The 18,583-nt window shown below is 49.1% G+C and carries 16 protein-coding genes; 8 read left to right on the plus strand and 8 right to left on the minus strand.

Annotation, left to right across the window (positions count from 1 at the left end; all coding sequences use genetic code 11):
- Positions 1–52: 52 nt before the first annotated feature.
- Positions 53–670, minus strand: a complete 618-nt coding sequence (locus BMZ54_RS12015) for a hypothetical protein (RefSeq protein ID WP_089911164.1) — start codon at positions 668–670, stop codon at positions 53–55.
- A 245-nt stretch (positions 671–915) separates the two neighbouring features.
- Here BMZ54_RS12015 and BMZ54_RS12020 point away from each other — a divergent pair, with 245 nt between their 5' ends.
- The 5 genes from BMZ54_RS12020 to BMZ54_RS12040 all read left to right on the plus strand — a co-directional run bounded on the left by BMZ54_RS12020 (position 916) and on the right by BMZ54_RS12040 (position 7,006).
- A complete protein-coding gene (locus BMZ54_RS12020) occupies positions 916–1,380 on the plus strand; it encodes a hypothetical protein (RefSeq protein WP_089911167.1) in 465 nt (154 codons plus the stop codon).
- Between the two features lie 203 nt (positions 1,381–1,583).
- Positions 1,584–3,209 carry a tetratricopeptide repeat-containing sensor histidine kinase gene (locus BMZ54_RS12025; protein WP_162277525.1) on the plus strand — a complete coding sequence of 542 codons (1,626 nt, stop codon included), beginning with the start codon at positions 1,584–1,586 and terminating at the stop codon, positions 3,207–3,209.
- Positions 3,210–3,212: 3 nt separating this feature from the next.
- Positions 3,213–3,968, plus strand: coding sequence for a LytR/AlgR family response regulator transcription factor (locus BMZ54_RS12030; RefSeq protein ID WP_089911174.1), 756 nt, complete (start codon positions 3,213–3,215; stop codon positions 3,966–3,968).
- 96 nt (positions 3,969–4,064) lie between these two features.
- On the plus strand, positions 4,065–6,506 hold the full coding sequence (locus BMZ54_RS12035; protein ID WP_089911177.1) for an AsmA family protein: 2,442 nt from the start codon (positions 4,065–4,067) through the stop codon (positions 6,504–6,506).
- A gap of 83 nt (positions 6,507–6,589) precedes the next feature.
- Positions 6,590–7,006 carry a hypothetical protein gene (locus BMZ54_RS12040; RefSeq protein ID WP_089911181.1) on the plus strand — a complete coding sequence of 139 codons (417 nt, stop codon included), beginning with the start codon at positions 6,590–6,592 and terminating at the stop codon, positions 7,004–7,006.
- A gap of 550 nt (positions 7,007–7,556) precedes the next feature.
- On the opposite strand, the gene BMZ54_RS12045 is transcribed toward BMZ54_RS12040, so the two are convergent.
- Positions 7,557–7,802, minus strand: coding sequence for a hypothetical protein (locus tag BMZ54_RS12045; RefSeq protein ID WP_089911184.1), 246 nt, complete (start codon positions 7,800–7,802; stop codon positions 7,557–7,559).
- A gap of 249 nt (positions 7,803–8,051) precedes the next feature.
- Between BMZ54_RS12045 and BMZ54_RS12050 the strand changes: the two genes are divergently transcribed.
- Both BMZ54_RS12050 and BMZ54_RS12055 read left to right on the plus strand, forming a co-directional pair.
- Positions 8,052–10,238 (plus strand): S9 family peptidase, encoded by a 2,187-nt coding sequence (locus BMZ54_RS12050; RefSeq protein WP_089911187.1) that lies wholly within the window; start codon positions 8,052–8,054, stop codon positions 10,236–10,238.
- 159 nt (positions 10,239–10,397) lie between these two features.
- Positions 10,398–10,877, plus strand: coding sequence for a DinB family protein (locus tag BMZ54_RS12055; RefSeq protein ID WP_089911190.1), 480 nt, complete (start codon positions 10,398–10,400; stop codon positions 10,875–10,877).
- Positions 10,878–10,880: 3 nt separating this feature from the next.
- Here the strand turns inward: BMZ54_RS12055 and egtD are convergent, their stop codons facing one another.
- The 5 genes from egtD to BMZ54_RS12080 form a co-directional block, all read right to left on the minus strand.
- Positions 10,881–11,873: an L-histidine N(alpha)-methyltransferase gene (gene egtD, locus BMZ54_RS12060; RefSeq protein ID WP_089911192.1), complete on the minus strand. Its 993-nt coding sequence runs from the start codon at positions 11,871–11,873 to the stop codon at positions 10,881–10,883.
- A 23-nt stretch (positions 11,874–11,896) separates the two neighbouring features.
- Positions 11,897–13,048, minus strand: a complete 1,152-nt coding sequence (gene egtB, locus BMZ54_RS12065; protein WP_089911199.1) for an ergothioneine biosynthesis protein EgtB — start codon at positions 13,046–13,048, stop codon at positions 11,897–11,899.
- Positions 13,049–13,109: 61 nt separating this feature from the next.
- Entirely contained in the window at positions 13,110–14,687 is a 1,578-nt protein-coding gene (locus BMZ54_RS12070; RefSeq protein ID WP_089911202.1) for an ABC transporter permease/substrate-binding protein, read from the minus strand.
- On the minus strand, positions 14,662–15,645 hold the full coding sequence (locus BMZ54_RS12075) for an ABC transporter ATP-binding protein (protein WP_089911205.1): 984 nt from the start codon (positions 15,643–15,645) through the stop codon (positions 14,662–14,664). The genes BMZ54_RS12070 and BMZ54_RS12075 overlap by 26 nt, the downstream gene beginning before the upstream one ends.
- 146 nt (positions 15,646–15,791) lie before the next feature.
- The gene (locus BMZ54_RS12080) at positions 15,792–17,174 is read right to left on the minus strand and encodes a mercuric reductase (protein WP_089911208.1); all 1,383 of its coding nucleotides are present in this window, start codon (positions 17,172–17,174) and stop codon (positions 15,792–15,794) included.
- 169 nt (positions 17,175–17,343) lie between these two features.
- Here BMZ54_RS12080 and BMZ54_RS12085 point away from each other — a divergent pair, with 169 nt between their 5' ends.
- On the plus strand, positions 17,344–17,745 hold the full coding sequence (locus BMZ54_RS12085) for a hypothetical protein (protein WP_089911211.1): 402 nt from the start codon (positions 17,344–17,346) through the stop codon (positions 17,743–17,745).
- Here the strand turns inward: BMZ54_RS12085 and BMZ54_RS12090 are convergent.
- On the minus strand, positions 17,717–18,358 hold the full coding sequence (locus BMZ54_RS12090; protein ID WP_089911214.1) for a VIT1/CCC1 transporter family protein: 642 nt from the start codon (positions 18,356–18,358) through the stop codon (positions 17,717–17,719). The two genes, BMZ54_RS12085 and BMZ54_RS12090, sit on opposite strands and share 29 nt — an antisense overlap.
- Positions 18,359–18,583 lie beyond the last annotated feature (225 nt).

The raw sequence follows: 18,583 nt of genomic DNA on the forward strand, positions 1-18,583 counted from the left end.
TCAAAAAAAGAACCCCGGGACAGAGGGATAGGTTCCCGGGGTGGGGTTACGGTCACGCATATCTGACATTTTGCAGAGAAAACTTAACCGGCGTCGTGTCGGGGCCCAATCCCCCACCGGTCATAATAATGTCCGCACTGCTAATGCCAGATAGAGAGAGCTGTGTATGCACCTGTGAAGTAAAAGCGCTGTCGATCAATGCTCCTTCGGTTACTGCGTGTGCAACGCCTATCCAAAGGGTCGGCTTAAATTGGAATACCGCCGGTTGTCCCGGCTCCACATTCTTTTTCAGGGCAAGCAATTTTCCATCCCGGTACACATGTACATCAATGATACCGGTTGCCAGGGCATTGTATATAATGATCTCTTCCTCGTTGGCAGCAGGGCCGCTGTGTTCAAGCACATTGCCACTATCCGTTGTAACCAGCTGGTATTGTTGCCCGGTAGCAGCTGGCAGCTGCAGGCTGTAGTTGCCCCGGCCATCACTGGCCGCAACCGCCATTGCCACAGGGTAGGTAAAGGGATGGCTCCATCCGGACCCCAAATTATGGATCACCTGCCAGGCTACCGGTGTTTCGGTAGTACTGGCCTCATTTTTCTGGAAGATCACAATGCCATCATTGTTACGGTCACTCGAATTGTTAATAAGATTGAGCCAGATGTTTGTCATAGTCCTGAACGTTTTGCCGGATCTGATTAGTGGTGTGTTGTTGTGCGTGCCTTACAATACCAAAAGTACAGCAGGCAATAACGGCCCGGGAATACAATGGCAGCAGTGGTGTATTGGAAGGCATAAATGGTACGGCCGGAGGTATGAGTGTAAAAAGTATTACTATTATGGACAATAAAAAATGGATATAAAGATTATCTTTGCTGCCCTTAAACCTCCTTTCTTTAACCTTAAGCCTCTTACCTATGTCAACAACAGTTTCCTCAGACGTAACAATCCTGCACACACACACCGCACGCGTCGTTCGTGGCCTTGCAAAACCTTTTTCCCTGGAGCCGCTGGTTGCAGCAGTAACGGTGAATGAACTGGAAAAGATCTATAAGCTGTCTATCGCCGCGTATTTGCCGGACCATCTGGACAAACCCATACTGGATGAAGATATGAGCTTCATTGCACCTATAAATACAGATGCCAATGAGCTGGATGCACGTTATGTGTACCTGACCATTGAACCCTGGGATATTGGCGCGCACCATAGCTATTCCCTCTGGAATGTAGAGGTGAAATACCAGCTGGGCGCCACCAGTCCGGAAGCAGAGGCTGTGCTGGTATTGTATGATTATGAAGGCGAAGCGCCCGGAGGGCCTGAAACGCCTGAAACACCCAGGGGTACAGTAACTACCGTAAAAAGATCCACCACAGAAGATTAATGCAGGCTTAAAAAGCCGGCCCGATCCGATAACCATTAGATGAAAACCAGGATGAGAACGATATTGGTAATTACCGCGCTTTTTTTTTAACTGCTGCTGCAGCTCAGCCACCGCAACCACCGGCCCATGGCCCGTGGTATCATGAGCTGCAGCAGCACTGCTATATATGCCGTGAACACCCTGCAGATACTGCACGGATGATCATGTCCGGCCAGTACGGATCCTCTTACCAGATCAATTATCATAACAGCCATGTGGCCTGGGCCGATAACGACCCTGATGCCGCCTATACGTACATTATTAATACCATGAACGGTATTGATAATGATGTAAAACACCCGCTATATTCGCCCGCACTTTTCCTGAAAGCCAAGATCCAGTACAGTAAGCAATTGTATGCCGAAGCATTGCGCACCTACCAGCAGGTTATTCACCTGAAAGGACTGGATACCGTGCTGCTGGCCAATAGTTACGCCCACCTGGGAGAAATTTACCTGGAGCAGGGGCAGAATGAGGACGCGCTGAAGGTGCTGAGCACCTGGGAGCAGGTTTTTGCCCCCCGCTCAGATGTGTATGCCCTGAAAACCCTGTATCATAACAAGGCGCTGGCCTATTTTTACCTGAAACAATACCCCGCCGCAGAAGAATATTTTAACCGCAGCCTGCGCCTGGAAGAGCAGGTGCAGGATACCACCGGCCTGGCTATTTCCTATATGGACCTGGCTAACCTGTACTATACGCAGTACCAGGATGATAAGGCAATACCCCTTTTTGAAAAAGGGCTTGAATACGCCAAACATTCCAATAACCCGGAAGTGCCGCGCAATGCCTACAGGAATATGGCCGCTGTGGAAGAGAACAGGAAAAGATATGCGTTGGCGTTAGACTACCGTAAGCACTATGAAGTGCTGCAGGACAGCATCTGGAACCGCGATCATGTATGGGAGCTGGCCCGCCAGGAAAGGAAGCTGGCATTGCAGCAACGGGAACATACCATTTACATACTGGGCTGGCAGCGTAACAGCCTGTTACTGGCCGCCCTGCTGCTGTTGCTGCTGGGAACCGCCATCTGGTTTGCTTACCGGCAGCAAAAACGCAGTAAGCGTATCATCACCCAGCAAAAAGAAGCGCTGAATATACTGAACCAAACCAAAGACCGTTTATTCTCCATTGTAGCGCATGACCTGCGCTCGCCCGTATACCGTCTTAAGAACAACCTGGCCAAGCTGAAAAAAGCCATCTGGAAGCAGGAAATCACCGAAGCCGCTGCGCTGGCAGCCAGTAATGAAAAAATTGCCGGCAGCACCTACATCCTGATGGATAACCTGCTGCACTGGGCCCTTAGCCAGACAGACCAGCTGTTCTTCCGCCCCGAGGAGCTGCACCTGCGCACGGTAGTAGGCCTGGTTTGCCATGATATAACACCCCTGGCAGCCGATAAGAACATTGTGATCAAACAAGTGATCCCCGAAGAGATTATCTTTATGGCAGATCTGCATTCTTTTAAGATCATTGTGCGCAATATCATGGATAATGCCATCAAGTTCACACCCGTGGGTGGTTACATTACTATTTCCGCCTGCCTGCAGCAGAATGAATGCCACATCAAGATCATTGATACAGGCCTGGGTATGAGCAGTGAAACACTGGAAGCGCTGTTTGATCCCAACAAAAAAAGAGTGCAGCAGGATACGCATGGTTATGAAAGCACCGGCTTAGGTTTGTGGCTGTGCAAAACCATGACGGAAAAGAACAACGGCCGCCTGAGTATTACCAGCGAGCAGGAAAAAGGCACCACCGTTACCATTATTTTACCGGCAAAAGTATAAATTATGCAACCCGTAAAGATCATGATCGTGGAAGATGACCCGCAGCAGGCCGCCTTGCTGCAGGATATGCTGCTGGAACAGGACTATGAAATTACCGGTATCGCAGGCACCCTGCCGGAGGCCCTGAAGCTGTTCTACACCCAGCCACCGGACCTGGTGATCATTGACGTATACCTGCATGGCAAAAGGGACGGCATTACCTTCGCCACGCAGATCAATGAAAGCGGGGATATGCAAAAGCCTTTCATTTTCCTTACCAGCGCAGCAGACCGCACCACCTTTGAAGCCGCACGCCTTACCACCCCGTTCAGCTACCTGTTAAAACCCTTTAATGAGCTGGAGCTGCAGTATGCCATGGAGCTGGCCATTGAAAGATCTGCCGGGGCAGATAGCGGCCAGTTCACCGCCACCGCAGAAAAGCATACGGTATTAATACACGATTTCTTTTTTGTGAAGAACGGGAATACGCTGGCCAAGATCATGCTGGATGATATTTTGTATATAGAAGTGGAAGGCAAGTACTGTAAAATAGTGGCCGGCAAGGAAAAATACCTGGTGCAGCAACCCCTGAAGCTGTTGCTGGAGCGCCTGCCGGAGCAGCAGTTCATACGCGTGCACCGCAATTTTATGGTGAATATACGCAGCGTTATGAAGCTGAATTTGCAGGAGAATGAGATCGTACTATCCGGCGGGCAATCCATCCTGTACAGCCGCCGTTATCTTGATAGCTTTTTGCATTTGTTCGATGTGCTGAAATAACCCTCTTCCCAAAAGGCATCATTATTGGTTTTATACAGGCATATCATTCCAGGTAAAAAGCCTGGAAATTTTCTTAACTTAATGTAAACCACCCCAATGCCTAAATGGTTACGTATATGCCTCAAAGCCGGTGCAGTTCTTCTTGGACTGGTGATACTGCTATGGCTGGCCCTGGCCTTTTACATACAGCAGCACCGGAAAGCGCTTTTGGAACAGATCATTGAAAAGGCCAACCAGCGGCTGAACGGAAAGCTTACCATTGGGGATATATCGCCCTCTTTGTTGCGCAGCTTCCCCCATGTATCCCTGGCCCTGAAGGATGTAGAGCTGCGGGATAGCCTGTTTGCGCAGCATAAGCACCCCCTGTTATCCGTGCAGCGTATATTCGTTAAGGTAAATACTTTTACTCTGTTAAGGAACCATTTGGATGTAAGGGAAATAACCCTGGAAGACGGCGCTTTTTATTCCTTTACCAACCCGGAGGGTTATACGAACGCCAGTGTGTTCAAACGTCGGGATAAAGCCGCCGGAGAGAGTAAGAGCGGTACAGAGCGGGAGGCGGACATAGCCAGCATGGAGCTGCGCAACATGCAGTTTGTGATTGATAATAAACAGAAGAATAAGCTATTCAGCATACAGATCCGCTCCCTGAAAGGCAGCGCAGATGCGGAAGATGGTAACTGGCGCCTACACCTGCGTACCAGTATGCTGGTAAATAGTTTTGCCTTTAACCTGGACCGCGGCAGCTTTTTGAAGAATAAAACGCTGGAAACTACGCTGGAGCTGAACTTTAACAGGCCCAACCGGGTGCTATCCATACCGGCGCAGCGCATTGAGATAGACAATCATCCCTTTAATATTGGCGCCACCTTTAATTTTAAAACACAGCAATTCATTGTAAATATTACTACGGAAAATGTGCTGTTCCGCAGCGCTGCAGCTATGCTGTCAGACAACATATCAACCAAGCTGGCTAATTATGACATTCAAAAGCCCATGAATGTAGAGGCGCACCTTTCCGGTTACCTGAACCGTCCCGGTACGCCCCGGGTGCTGGTAAAATGGAACACGGCCAACAATACGCTGGTAACCAGGGCAGGGGAGTGGACGGATTGCAGTTTTAGCGGGAATTTTAACAATGAGCGGCATCCCGGTATGGGATATACGGACGAAAATTCGGCCATCTCTTTTTACCAGTTCAAGGCCAAATGGTGGGGGCTGCCTTTCAGCTCAGATACCGTTGACATTGTGAACCTTACACAACCGGTGCTTTCGGGGCGTTTTAAATCCAATTTTAACTTACAGGAGCTGAATGATATTACCGGCGAAACCTTCCAATTCACGCAGGGCACTGCCAGCGCTGACGTTTTTTATAAAGGGGGTATTGGCGATAAGGATACCGTATCGCCGCAGATGGAAGGCGCCGTGAAAGTGCAGAACGGCGCTATGGAATACCTGCCGCGTAACCTGCAAATAGGTAACTGCAGCGCCACCATTGCCTTTAACGGGCAGGATGTGTATGTGATGAATGTACACATGCAAACCGCCAAAAGTGAGCTGGCTATGGAAGGCAGCATACGCAACCTGTTACGCCTGTACTTTGAAGCGCCGGAAAAAATATTGATGGACTGGAATATTACCAGCCCAAAAGTGGACCTGAACGAGTTTAAATTCTTCCTTTCGCCCCGCAAACGGGCCACTGCTGCCAAAACCAAGGCCCAAAGTACTGCGGCCATGCAAAGAAAGGCCAGCCGCATAGCAAAACAGCTGAATGTGATGCTGGAGCTGTGTAATATGAACATGCGCCTGCAGCTGGGGCAGCTGAACTACCAGCGTTTTAATGCGCAAAAGGTGGTGGCGGATCTAAGCCTTACGCAGTCGGATATACTGCTGCGGCAAATATCCCTTTCGCATGCCGGCGGCAGCCTGCAGCTGAACGGCAGTATTCACCAGCAGGGCAATAACAATCGTTTTAAGCTGAATGGCGCCATTAATAATGTCCACATTGATCAGTTGTGGTATGCGTTCGATAATTTCGGGATGGAATCCCTTACCTCCCGTAACCTGAAGGGCAACCTTTCCGCAAAGGTGAATATTACCGGTAACCTGTACGATAATGGTAAAATAACACCCCGCTCCATATACGGCACCGTGGGGTTTGACCTGCGGCAGGGCGCCCTGGTGAACTTTGAGCCGCTGGAAGGCATAGCCTCTGCCGTGTTCTTTAACCGCAACCTGTCCGACATTCGGTTTGAAAACCTTTCCAATACCCTGCAGCTGCAGGGCAACAAGATCATTATACCGCCTATGCAGATCAACTCCACCGCCCTGTACATGGATATAACCGGCGTATATGGCATACCCACGGGCACGGATATTTATCTGGATGTACCGCTGCGTAATCCGAAGAAAGAGGAAGACCTGTCCAAAGAAGAAAAAAAGGCGCGCCGGAAAAAGGGCATTGTCATTCACCTGCACGCCACGGACGAGAATAAGGGCGGAAAGGTAAAGATCAAAATGGGAAAGAAACCGGATTAATGTAACTATTTACCTGTCAGATCGTTTTATGCAAATAAATAGTAATTCATTAATTTTGCGTCCTTAAATCTGACAGGTTCATCATGCGGAAAGTTTTGTTGATTATGATACTGGGGCTGTGTGCATGTAAAAAAGAAGATAACACCACGCCTCAGAAATCCTTTTACGGTAAATGGTTCTATACAGCAGCCATCCATAAACAATACACGGTAAGTCAAGGCGATACGGTTTATAGTCGTATAGATACGCTGCAATATAACGGTGCCGACTATATTAATTTTACGCAGGACAGGGTAGCTCTGCGTTATACTGCTGCTACCAAGCGTTTAGACAGCTTATTATTTGAAGAGGTTACCCCTGTATTCTTTCACCTGGATTCCCTGCTGTGCGAGGCCACTGGCATCAGTGACAGCGCTTTGCAATATAACAGCCTGGATTTTCAGTATAATGAAACCCCACTGGTACAGATCTCCCAAACATACTACTGGCTTAAGAAATAAGCTGCTGCCCCAACATAGAACAGCCATCCCGCGACCGGGACGGCTGATACGGTACTGTTCCGTCTATTTGCTCTTTGGTGCCGGCAAAACAACCGGCACGTTCATTCACGTTATAGAAAAGAAACTGCGTGCTCTTGGTACAATACTCCGTATACCCGTTACCGTGTAACGGATGGTTTATTGAAACTTGCCATCTCAAATTATTTTATTGGTATTATGGGTTAAACAGGACATCAATACCGCTACTGTAGCGGTTTGCGCTATGTTATGCACGGCCGTTCATAGTATAAACAACAGGGGAAAATAAAAGGTTTACAAAGTTTGTAAATGCAGTAGATTCCGAAAGCCGCACTGTGGAAATACGCAGTTTCAGATGTACGAATATGTGTAGAATTATTAAAAGGAAACAGAACGGGAATTTTTGGGGTATGCACACGTATGCATAAATGTGCAAAAGGCTTAATGCAGTTAATATGCTAATCGCAGTCCTGTATCTGGCGCCAACCGCCACTCATCTGCACATCTGCGTATTTGCACATCAACACATTTATTACGCCTCGCCCCGCAGGGTCATTTCTATTTGTTCCTTCACAGTCATGCTAAAACCTACCAGCTCTATTTTAGGATGCTGATCCAGGTTAATACGGATCTTGCCATTCTCCCGCAGCAGAGCATCCTGCATGGGTTCCAATAAAGCGTAAAGTAAGGTCTTGCCCGTCTGGGCTAATTGGTTTAACAGTGCGTCTTCAAGTTGCAGGAATTCCCGGTTTTTATAGGAATAGCTTATCTGAACCATAAATTATTGTTTTTCAAAGGATAGTTACTTGTCCGCCTACTAGATATATAATTTCCTAAATGTATGAAAACAATTTATATAAAAAAATATAAACACGTTTTCCACAAAAAAAATTATCCACATAACGATATGGTGGCTAATCTATTACAATGGGATCGTCATATTGTTCAGTCGGTGTGTACGGTATCCTTTAGATTTTCGATAAGCCTTAAAAACAATTATCTTGCCGTTTTTATATAATCAAACCAGATGCAACCAATACGTTATTGTTTATTACTATGCGGCTGCCTGCTGCAGCTGGCCTTACAGGCCCAACCGGGAAAAAGTACCAAATGGAGCCGGAACGGGCAGGCGGTATATAGTGTTGAAAATGCAGCCATTATAGCCACCGGCTTAAAAGACGGGCAAAGCCAGGTAACCATACCGGCGGCCCAGCTTACCCCGCAGGGAGCTGCCCAACCCCTGGAAGTAAAGGATTTTATTTTTTCAGCCGATGAGCAAAAAGTACTGATCTATACCAACTCCAAACGCGTATGGCGTTACCAGACCCGGGGCGATTACTGGGTGCTGGATGTTAACACCAAACAGCTCAAACAGTTAGGAAAGGGCAGGCCTGCATCGTCCCTGATGTTTGCCAAATTTTCCCCCGATGCTTCCAAAGTAGCCTATGTAAGCGAACATAACCTTTATGTGGAAGAACTTGCCACAGGTGAGGTAAAAGCCCTCACTAATGATGGTACCCGCCGTTTTATAAACGGTACGTTCGACTGGGCCTATGAAGAGGAATTTGGCTGCCGCGATGGTTTCCGCTGGAGCCCTGATGGCCGTTCCATTGCCTACTGGCAGATAGACGCCACCAAGATCCGCGACTTCCTGATGATAGATAATACAGATTCTATTTACTCCTTTACAGTACCGGTAGAGTATCCCAAAGCAGGAGAAAGCCCTTCTGCCTGCCGTGTAGGCGTAGTGGATATTAATACTGCAAAAACTACCTGGCTGCAGGTGCCCGGCGATGCGCAGCAGCACTACATTCCCCGCATGGAATGGGTGCCGGGTAAGAATGAGATCATTCTTCAGCAGCTGAACCGCAAGCAGAACCAGAGTAAGCTGATCTTGTGCAACGCGGCTACCGGTACGGCACAAACGCTGTTTGAAGAAAGTGATAAAGCCTGGATAGATGTAAAATCACGCTGGGACGATGATGATATTACAGGCTGGGATTGGATAAAGAACGGCAGCGCCTTTGTATGGGTAAGTGAAAAAGACGGCTGGCGCCACCTGTACAGCATTGAGGTAAAGAGCGGCAAAGAAACCCTGCTTACGCCGGGTAACTATGATGTGATCGGCATTCCTAAAGTAGATGAAGCGCATAAGCTGATCTACATACTGGCATCGCCTAAAGTGGCAACCCAGCAATACCTGTACAAAGTATCGCTTGACGGAAAAGGCCAGCCACAGCGCGTTACACCGGAAAACCAGCCCGGCACCCACTCCTACGAAATATCGCCGGACAGGCAATATGCCGTACACCAGTTCTCAAACAATTATTTTTACCCGTACTCTGAAATTGTGCACCTGCCGGATCATAAAAGCAATGGCGCCAACCTTTCTGCAGAGATCAAAACCAAGCTGCCTGCTGCTAATAAACAGGTGGAGTTCTTCTCTGTTACGACGGTAGATGGTGTAACCATGGATGGCTGGATGCGTAAGCCCAACAGCTTTGATTCCACTAAAAAATACCCGGTGCTGTTCTATGTGTATGGCGAACCTGCCGGCGCAACTGCAAAAGATGAATTTGGAGCCGGCCGTAACCCGCTGTACAACGGGGATATGGCAGATGATGGTTACATCTACGTATCTATGGATAATCGCGGCACTCCCTTGCCCAAAGGCAGCGAGTGGCGTAAATGTATTTACCGCAAGGTAGGCCTCATTAACTCCCGCGACCAGGCCATGGCTGCTACAGAGCTGCTGAAACGCCCTTACATGGATACTTCCCGCGTAGCCGTATGGGGCTGGAGTGGCGGCGGTTCTATGACGCTGAACCTCCTGTTCCAGTATCCGCAGATCTACAAAACCGGTATTGCCGTTGCAGCCGTAGGCAACCAGCTTACGTATGACAATATTTACCAGGAGCGTTATATGGGCCTGCCGCAGGAGAACCGGGAAGATTTTGTAAAAGGATCGCCCATTACCTATGCTAAGAACCTGCAGGGGCACCTGCTATATATACATGGCAGCGGCGATGATAACGTGCATTACCAGAATGCAGAAATGCTGCTGAATGAGCTGATCAAAAACAACAAGGTATTCCAGTTTATGGCTTACCCTAACCGCACGCACAGCATTAGTGAAGGCGAGGGCACGCGCAGGCATCTCTCTAACCTGTATACCCAATACCTGCGGCAGTACTGCCCGCCGGGCCCCCGTTAAATTAATAATGAATAATTAATAATTAATAATCAAAGCGGCCGGTGTTACAATGAACACCGGCCGCTTTATATTTGAATGTAGTTAAGCAAGGCATGTTTGTTGTTGCAGAATGAGCCTGACCATAATTATTCATTATTCATTCTTCATTATTAATTGTGTATGAAAGACACAAATGCTGTTGTCATAAAAGCGCTGAAAGAGCTGATAAACGGAGGCCATGCGCATGCTACGTTTGAGGATGCGGTAAAGGAGCTGCCCGCCAAATTAAGGGGCGAGGTACCGGAGAATATGCCTTACAGCGTATGGCAGCTGGTAGAGCATATCCGCATTACGCAATGGGATATCCTGGAATTTTCCCGCAATCCCAAACACCAGTCGCCCCCCTGGCCGGAAGGCTACTGGCCTAAAGAACACGCCCCCAAAGATGCCAATGCCTGGAAAGAGAGCATTGCGCAGGTGAACCGGGAGCGTAAAGAATTCCTCAAATTATTAGATGAACCAGGCGTAGACTTATACACGCCTTTTGAGCATGGCAGCGGGCAAAATCTGCTGCGGGAGGCCATGCTGATTGCAGATCATACCAGCTACCATACCGGTGAAATTATCGTGCTGAGAAGGCTGCTGGGCGCCTGGGATTGATGACTACACTTTCCACATACAATCTGCAAACCACCCTTTGGTATCCGTAAAACAGGTAAGCGGCTGAAAGCCGGTTTGCAGGGCCATTTGCGTGGTTTCTTCCAGGCTGTATTTCTGGGATATCTCCATGTGAATGGGTTCGTGCTGCTGGAAGTGGATGGTTACATCATTACAAAGATGCACGTCCTGTTCTTCCAGGCTTACCAGGTAGCTTTTACATGCGCCGGTCATGGGATCATATACCGGGTAGTGCTCAAACATATCCGTATTAAAATCCGCCTGCAGCTCCCGGTTAATGCGGGTTAGCAGGTTCAGGTTAAAGGCGCTGGTAATACCTGCTTCGTCGTTATAGGCATTCAGGATGATCTTTGGATGCTTTTTCAGGTCAAAACCCACCATCAGCAGGTCGCCGGGCTGCATGCAGCTACGCAGCTGCCGGCAGAACTTGCGGGCCATGATAGGCGTGAAGTTGCCAATATTGGCGCCCATGAACAGCAGCACCTTGGGGCGGTTGCTCATTTCAGCCACCCGCTGTACCATCTCAAAATACTCCCCGTTCAGCCCCTGCATTTGCAGGGCCGGTAATTTTTCCGGCAGCGCCTTTTCCAAGGTGCTAATTACGTTGGTGGAAATATCAATAGGGTAGTAGGTAAAATCCAATCCGGTATGCAGCAATTGCTCCAGCAGGTGTATGGATTTGGTGGCATCGCCGGGGCCCAGCTCCACCAGGTCAAAGCTGGTGGTTTGAGCGGCAATAGCCTGCGCAATCTGTGCAGCCTGCTCCGTCATAATTTCCATTTCACAATCCGTGGGGTAATACTCCCTGCATTGCATGATCTGCTGGAACAGCTTATCGCCGGCCGCATCGTAGAAATACTTGGAATCCAGGTATTTGGGGGTAGCGGTAAGCCCGCGCACCACGTCCTGGTAAAAGACTTCCAACGGCTCCAAAGCTACGCCCGGCGCCGGCAATGTGTGAATTACAGTGGTATGCATAATCGAATATTTGTCATGATATATTATTGCGCCAGCCGGATCCCGGTGAATTGCCAGCGCAGATTAGGATGAAAAAAGTTGCGATAGGTAATACGGCTGTGGTCCGGCGGGGTTACCTCTGAACCGCCGCGCAGCACCATCTGGCTTACCATAAATTTGCCATTATACTCCCCAATGGCGCCGGGGGCTTTTGTAAAGCCAGGGTAGGGCAGGTAGGCGCTCTCCGTCCATTCCCAGCGGGTACCCCATTGCAGCTGCGGCGCTGCGGCCTCCCACTCAAATTCCGTGGGCAGGCGCTTACCTTTCCATGCGGCATAGGCGGTGGCTTCGTAATAGCTGATATGGCATACCGGCGCATCGCCATCCACCGGCTGTAAGCCCTGCCAGGTGTAGTACATCCACCTGCCATCTACCTCATGCCAGTACAGCGGGGCATTTACCTGCTGCTGTTTTACCCAGTCCCAGCCTTCGGCGTGCCAGTAACGGAAATCAGTATACCCACCGGCAGCCATAAAATCCAGGTATTCTGCGTTGGTCACCAGGTCAGTGCTGATCCTGTACTGTTGCAGGAACACTTTATGACGTTGCTGCTCGTTATCAAAACAAAAACCTTCGCCCTCATAGCCAATGCTGTACATACCTTCCGGCATTTCCAGCCACTCAGGTCCGTCATGCACAGGTGCAGCGGCAGGTTTGCGCTGTTTATCGTATGCGGGGAATAAGGGATTATGTCCCAGTATATATTTAATGTCTGTTAAAAGCAGCTCCTGGTGCTGCTCTTCATGGTTTAGCCCTAACACCACCAGTGCTTGCAGGTTGGCCGGCAGCTCATGTTCCAGCAGGTGCAGCATGGCTTTATCCACGTACTCACGGTACCGCATAATATCCTCTACGGCAGGACGGCTCAGGTTACCGCGGTTGGTGCGTATTACGCGTGCGCCAACAGATTCATAATAGCTGTTGAACACAAAATTGTAGTCTGCATCAAACTCCGTGTAATCGGGTACGTTAGGTTTCAGTAAAAAGGTTTCAAAGAACCAGGTAGTATGGCCCAGGTGCCATTTGGGCGGGCTTACATCCACTACCGGCTGTACAACATAGTCCTCCGTTTTAAGGGGTGCACAAATAGTTTCGGATCGCTGGCGTACGACGCCGTACTTATCTTTCAGGTGCATGAATTACAGGTTTGCGTAAAACGAAAAGTGAAATGCAAAGCGGGAAGTTTGTTCAGCTTCCTTATTCTTTACCTTTCACCGTTAAATATTCCTTTAGCTCAGATATACTTTTTATATGCAGTGCGGCGGCCTGTTGCCGGCGCATCATAAGCGCATAGGTGTTATTAAATCCAATGGGTGGTAACCAGCGCACCTGGTAACGTTGCATAAAGGCATTGCTCACATAATCGTATACCTTTTGCCTGTCCGCTATCAGTGAATCAACCGTTTGCTGCCCCGCGGCCAGTATTACCAGCAGCCCGGTGCCGCTGTATTCGGGGTACATATCTATCTGGTTGTTCAGCAGTGCATCAAAACAGATCTTAGTGCCCCCCAGGCCGGTTTTGGTAACGGCCTGCAGATCGGTATACCCGTCTATCAGCATTTTGTACATGTTGGCCAGTATATAACCATCCCCAAATATTTTAGAACCAATACGGATAGTACCTTTTGTACCGTTGCGGGCGGGTAACCAGAGCTTTTTCGCTACCAGGAAATCCTTTGCCACACGGGCCGGGTCCTGCTTGAGATAATCAACCCGGTAGTTCAGCTCCGTCATAATGCTATCATTAATTGTACCAGACAATTTATTGAGCGCGGGTGTCAGTTCCGGGTATTTTTCCAGCGTGGCATTGCGTACAATGGGCGCAGCATAATAGGGTGGAAAAATGTGCTTATCATCTGCCAGCACTACCAGGTCAAAGGCTTTCACACGGCCATCTGTACTGCTGCCGCTGATCACATCCAGCTTTTTTTCATAGGCAGCTTTGTACATGATCATGTCGCTGATAACCACCGTGCGTATGTTAAGGCCGTATACTTTTTTTAGGCCCAGGTTACCATCTTTACGGCCCATGAACTCCGGCGTAAAACCTGCCACCAGCTTAGTGCCGTAAGCAGATGGCAGCAGGTAAAAGGAAGATAGCAGGATAATGGCCACCGGCAGCGCATATACCGCTTTGCGGGCTTTGCGCAATTGCATGCGCTGCAAAAGCGACAGTAAACCATCGAACAAAATTGCCAGCAAGGCTGCCGGAATGGCGCCTGCCAGTATCATGTTGGTATTATTCAGGGCAATGCCTCCAAAAATAAACTCACCCAAACCACCGGCCGCAATGTATGCCGCCAGGGTAGCCACGCCTACGTTAATAACAGTGGCGGTGCGGATGCCTGCCAGCATTACCGGCATGGCCAGGGGCAGCTGAATTTTATATAACAGCTGCCTGCGGCTCATACCCATACCAATAGCTGCATCTGTAACCGTGGGGTCTACTTCTTTAATACCAGTATAGGTATTGCGGATAATAGGCAGCAATGCATACAGGAAAAGCGCTACTATAGCCGGTTGCGCGCCAATGCCTAACAAGGGTATCATAAACCCCAGCAAGGCAATGCTGGGAATGGTCTGTAAAATACCGGCCAGCCCCAGAATGGGCCCTGCCAGCACTTTTTTACGGGTAATAAGAATGCCCAGGGGCACGCCAATAAGCACCGCTATCAGCAGCGATATAAACGTAAGGCCTATATGCTGCAGGGTTTGTTCCAGCAGCTTGCCGGATTGCTGTTGTATAAAATCAAAAAGACTTTGTTGTGCTTCCATTAGCGGCGGTTTGCTTGTATACCTGCAATGCAGTCATCAGGGAGCGGCTGTCCATTGTAAATACTTCTGTTCTGAAATCCACAGACAGCACGCCTTCCGTATGCATGGTCTGTTCCAGCGCATCCCAGCAGGAGGTTGTTCCCGGTAGCACATGCGGCTGGTAATTATCTGATCCGGCAGCCGGTGGTAAATATGGTTTTATGTCGTTCAGTGTTAAAGTTTTTAATTCCAGCGACAGGCGCTGGTCACGGAAAAAGTTGGCAACAAAATTATTGGCAGGTGCAAACAGCAGCTCTTCCGGTGCGCCCGTTTGCTGTAAGCGGCCTTCATCCATTAACCCGATGCGGGTACCCATTTCAAAGGCTTCCTGCACATCGTGCGTAACCATAATAATGGTTTTATTTTCCAGCTCGTCCAGCGCCATAAACTCTTTACGTACACTGGCGCGGGTAACCGGGTCCAGGGCGCCAAAAGGCTCGTCCATCAGCAGCACCGGCGGATCTGCTGCCAGTGCGCGCGCCAGCCCTACGCGCTGCTGCTGCCCGCCGCTTAGCTGCGCGGGATATACCTCTGAATACTCTTCCGGCGGCAGGTGCAGCTTTTTCATTAAAGTAACTGTACGTTCCCGGATGCGGGCTTCATCCCACTGCAACAGCCTGGGCACTACGGCAATATTTTCCGCCACCGTATAGTGCGGGAACAAACCATTGTTCTGCAACACGTATCCTATACCGCGGCGCAGGTCCTCGGCCGACTGGTCCTGTATCAGCTTTCCATTTACAGTAATTTGCCCGCTACTGGGCTCTATGAGCCGGTTTATCATGCGCAGGGTAGTGGTTTTTCCACTGCCGCTGGTACCTAATAATACCAACAGGGTTCCGGGCAACACTTCAAAGGAAACATCGGTAACCGCAGGTTTGTTTGCGAAAGTTTTATGTACGTGCTCCAGCTTTATCATAAACCCGGTTAAAATTTTAGATTTACGATTTTAGATTTACGGTTTTAGGGCATATGGCAGGCGATCGCAAATCGTATATCTAAAATCGTAAATACTTTTCTGTGATGAGGAAAAACTTACCCACATTGTACGTTATCCACAATGCTTTAATTATCAAGCTGCATGAAAAGGTTGTTTAATGATTCTGCATACAGCGGATGTGCAAAGATCATCTCCTTCATTTGCAGGGCTGTAATGCCACCCAGCATGGCCATTTGCAATAAGGTCATCAGCTCGCCGCCTTCTGATCCGAATACGGTAGCGCCTAAGATCTTATAGCTGCCTTTTTCTACCAGCGCTTTCATGAAGCCCCGGGTGTCGCCGGTTTCTATGGCGCGGGCCACCCGTTTCATTTCCATTTTGCATACGGTAAAGTCCAGCCCTTTTTTCCTGGCTTCTTTTACACTGAGACCAATATGGCCCAGCTGCGGATCCGTGAACATAGTGTAAGGTACCTGCCGGTCTTTGACAGATGTGGCAGCGCCTTTTACCAGGTTCTTATATAGCACCCAGTGATCGTTATAGGAGATGTGTGTAAATGCCGGGCCTCCTGTTACATCGCCCAGGGCGTAAATGCCCGGCACATTGGTTTCCAGCTGGTCGTTCACTTTTATAAAACCACGGTCATCTGTTTGCACGCCGGCTTTATCCAGCTGTATGGCTTTGGTTTGCGGTACGCGGCCGGCAGCCAGCAGCAGGTGCGAGCCTTCAAGGGTGTGGGTTTGCTCACCTACCTTGATGGCGCAGCTAATGCCGCGGCTATGCTCATCTACCCGTTGTACCTGCGCGTTGGTGAAAATGCGGATGCCTTCTGCCTCCAGCATTTTTTGCACGGCTTCGGATATATCTTCATCTTCCCGGCTCACCAGGTGCGGGCTTTTTTCAATAATGCTTACCTCGCTGCCAAAACGCCGGAACATTTGCCCGAATTCCAGGGCTATATAGCTGCCGCCTATTATCAGTAAATGAGCCGGCAGGGTAGTTAGGTCCAGTATAGTAGTGCTGGTAAGCCAGGACACAGCTTCCAGCCCTGGTACGGGTGGTATTTGCGGTGTGGTGCCAATGTCCAGGAAAATATAGTCGGCAGTAATATCTTCTGCAGTACCGCTGTTAAGCTTTATGGTCAGTGCTTTGGGGCCGGTAAATACAGCTTCACCATGAAAGATGGTAAGATGCTCCACCTGTTCCAGCCCTTTTTCAGAGCCGCCGCGGAACAGCTGCACAACATCATTCTTGCGGTTTACAATGCTTTCCATGTTCACGGAATAGCCGTTCACGGTAACGCCCCATTGCTGGCTGTTAGCGGCCGTATAGGCTACCTTTGCGCTGGCAACCATGGCTTTGGTGGGGGTACATCCATCATTGATGCAGGTGCCGCCAATGAACCTTTTTTCTACCAGGGCGGTGGTCCACCCGGCTTTAGCCAGTTTCTTCGCTAATGGGGTGCCGCCTTGTCCTGATCCGATGATAACCGCTTTGAAATGCATCATATATGGTTTAATGTGTTGACGAGGTAATACGCTGGTTTATGCTGTTACATATATTATACCGATGTAAATAGATGAGTAAATGTGCAAATGATCAATACCATCCTGCGCCGCCATCTGCACACCTGCATATTTGCACATCTGCACATTAAATAATTACCTTTGCGTCCTTATGTCTAAGAATAACCTTATCGGTTTAGCGGCTGCTGTTACAATTATTGTCAGCGCTTTCCTGCCCTGGCTCACGGTGGAAAGCAAACACCTGGTATTTACCGGGGTGCATACGGCCGGTTCCTCTTTTGGGGAGCCGGGAAAACTGAATGTTGTAGTGGCTGCAATAGCCGGTGTGTTATTTCTTTTTAAGAAAACATGGGCGCGGCGTTTGAATGTGTTTATTACCGCTTTTCTTATTGCCTGGACCTTCCGTAATATGATCCTGTTTGCCCGCTGTGAAATGGGGATATGCCCGCATAAGGAAATAGGGCTGTACCTGTCACTGGCAGGGGCTTTGGTGGCGTTCTTCTGCGTAGTAGTGCAGAGGAAGCCTAACGTTCCATCACAAGCTTCACAATAAATACCGCTAACCAGATGCCTGCTGTTAACAGCAGGTAACGTAATATGACCGGTAGTGTACGCTGGCTGGTGATCTTTGCTTTTATAAAGGCAAATACAACCGTGCCGGTAAATACCAGGCCTGTGCTAACACGGGTAGCTGCGCCAAAGTTCTCATTGGCCAGGTAGGGCCAGAAAGCAATGAATGCGCCGGTAAGAAAAAATACGCCTGCAACCAGGGTACTGCGCAGGGCCCGTAAAGGATGCCAGTGGATCTGCTGCACTTTTTCCTGCTGCAGGATCTGTTCCCAGCGGGTTGCATCCTGCTCCATTTCTTTACCGATATGTACAATCGTATCTTCTGCAAGATCCAGCTGCTCCAGCTTTTTTCGTTCTTCCGGTGAAAGAGAGGATTCGTCATGTGTTTCGCCCCGGTTAGCCTGCCATGCAGTAGCCATTACCAGCATCGTGCCGCCTAATGAGATCCAGAGGTTGATGTTATAGAACTGCTGCACATCCACCGGGAATACCTGTATCAGCAGGGTAGTAAAGAACAGCAGGAATAACCCGTCCGGGAACCCGATGAGGAAGTCAGTTTTCCAGCCGGTACTTCTGATAGCAGTCTTTTGAAGCATAGAACGAGGAATGAATTACGAATTGTCAATTACGACCCCGCCCAAGCGGTGCATAGCCTGCCCCGCCCAGCGGGGAATGCCATTGAAAGTAATTATGATATGAGTAAATGCGAATTGAATGCAGCGAAGATCAATTCGTATTGACTCATTATTTGGCATAGTATTTTTAAAGACGTTCTTTGTGTGACAATAGTGCAGGTCTGCATTTGCCTCCATCAATTTGTA

Origin of the sequence: Chitinophaga rupis (assembly GCF_900109685.1) — a bacterium.
GTDB lineage: Bacteria > Bacteroidota > Bacteroidia > Chitinophagales > Chitinophagaceae > Chitinophaga > Chitinophaga rupis.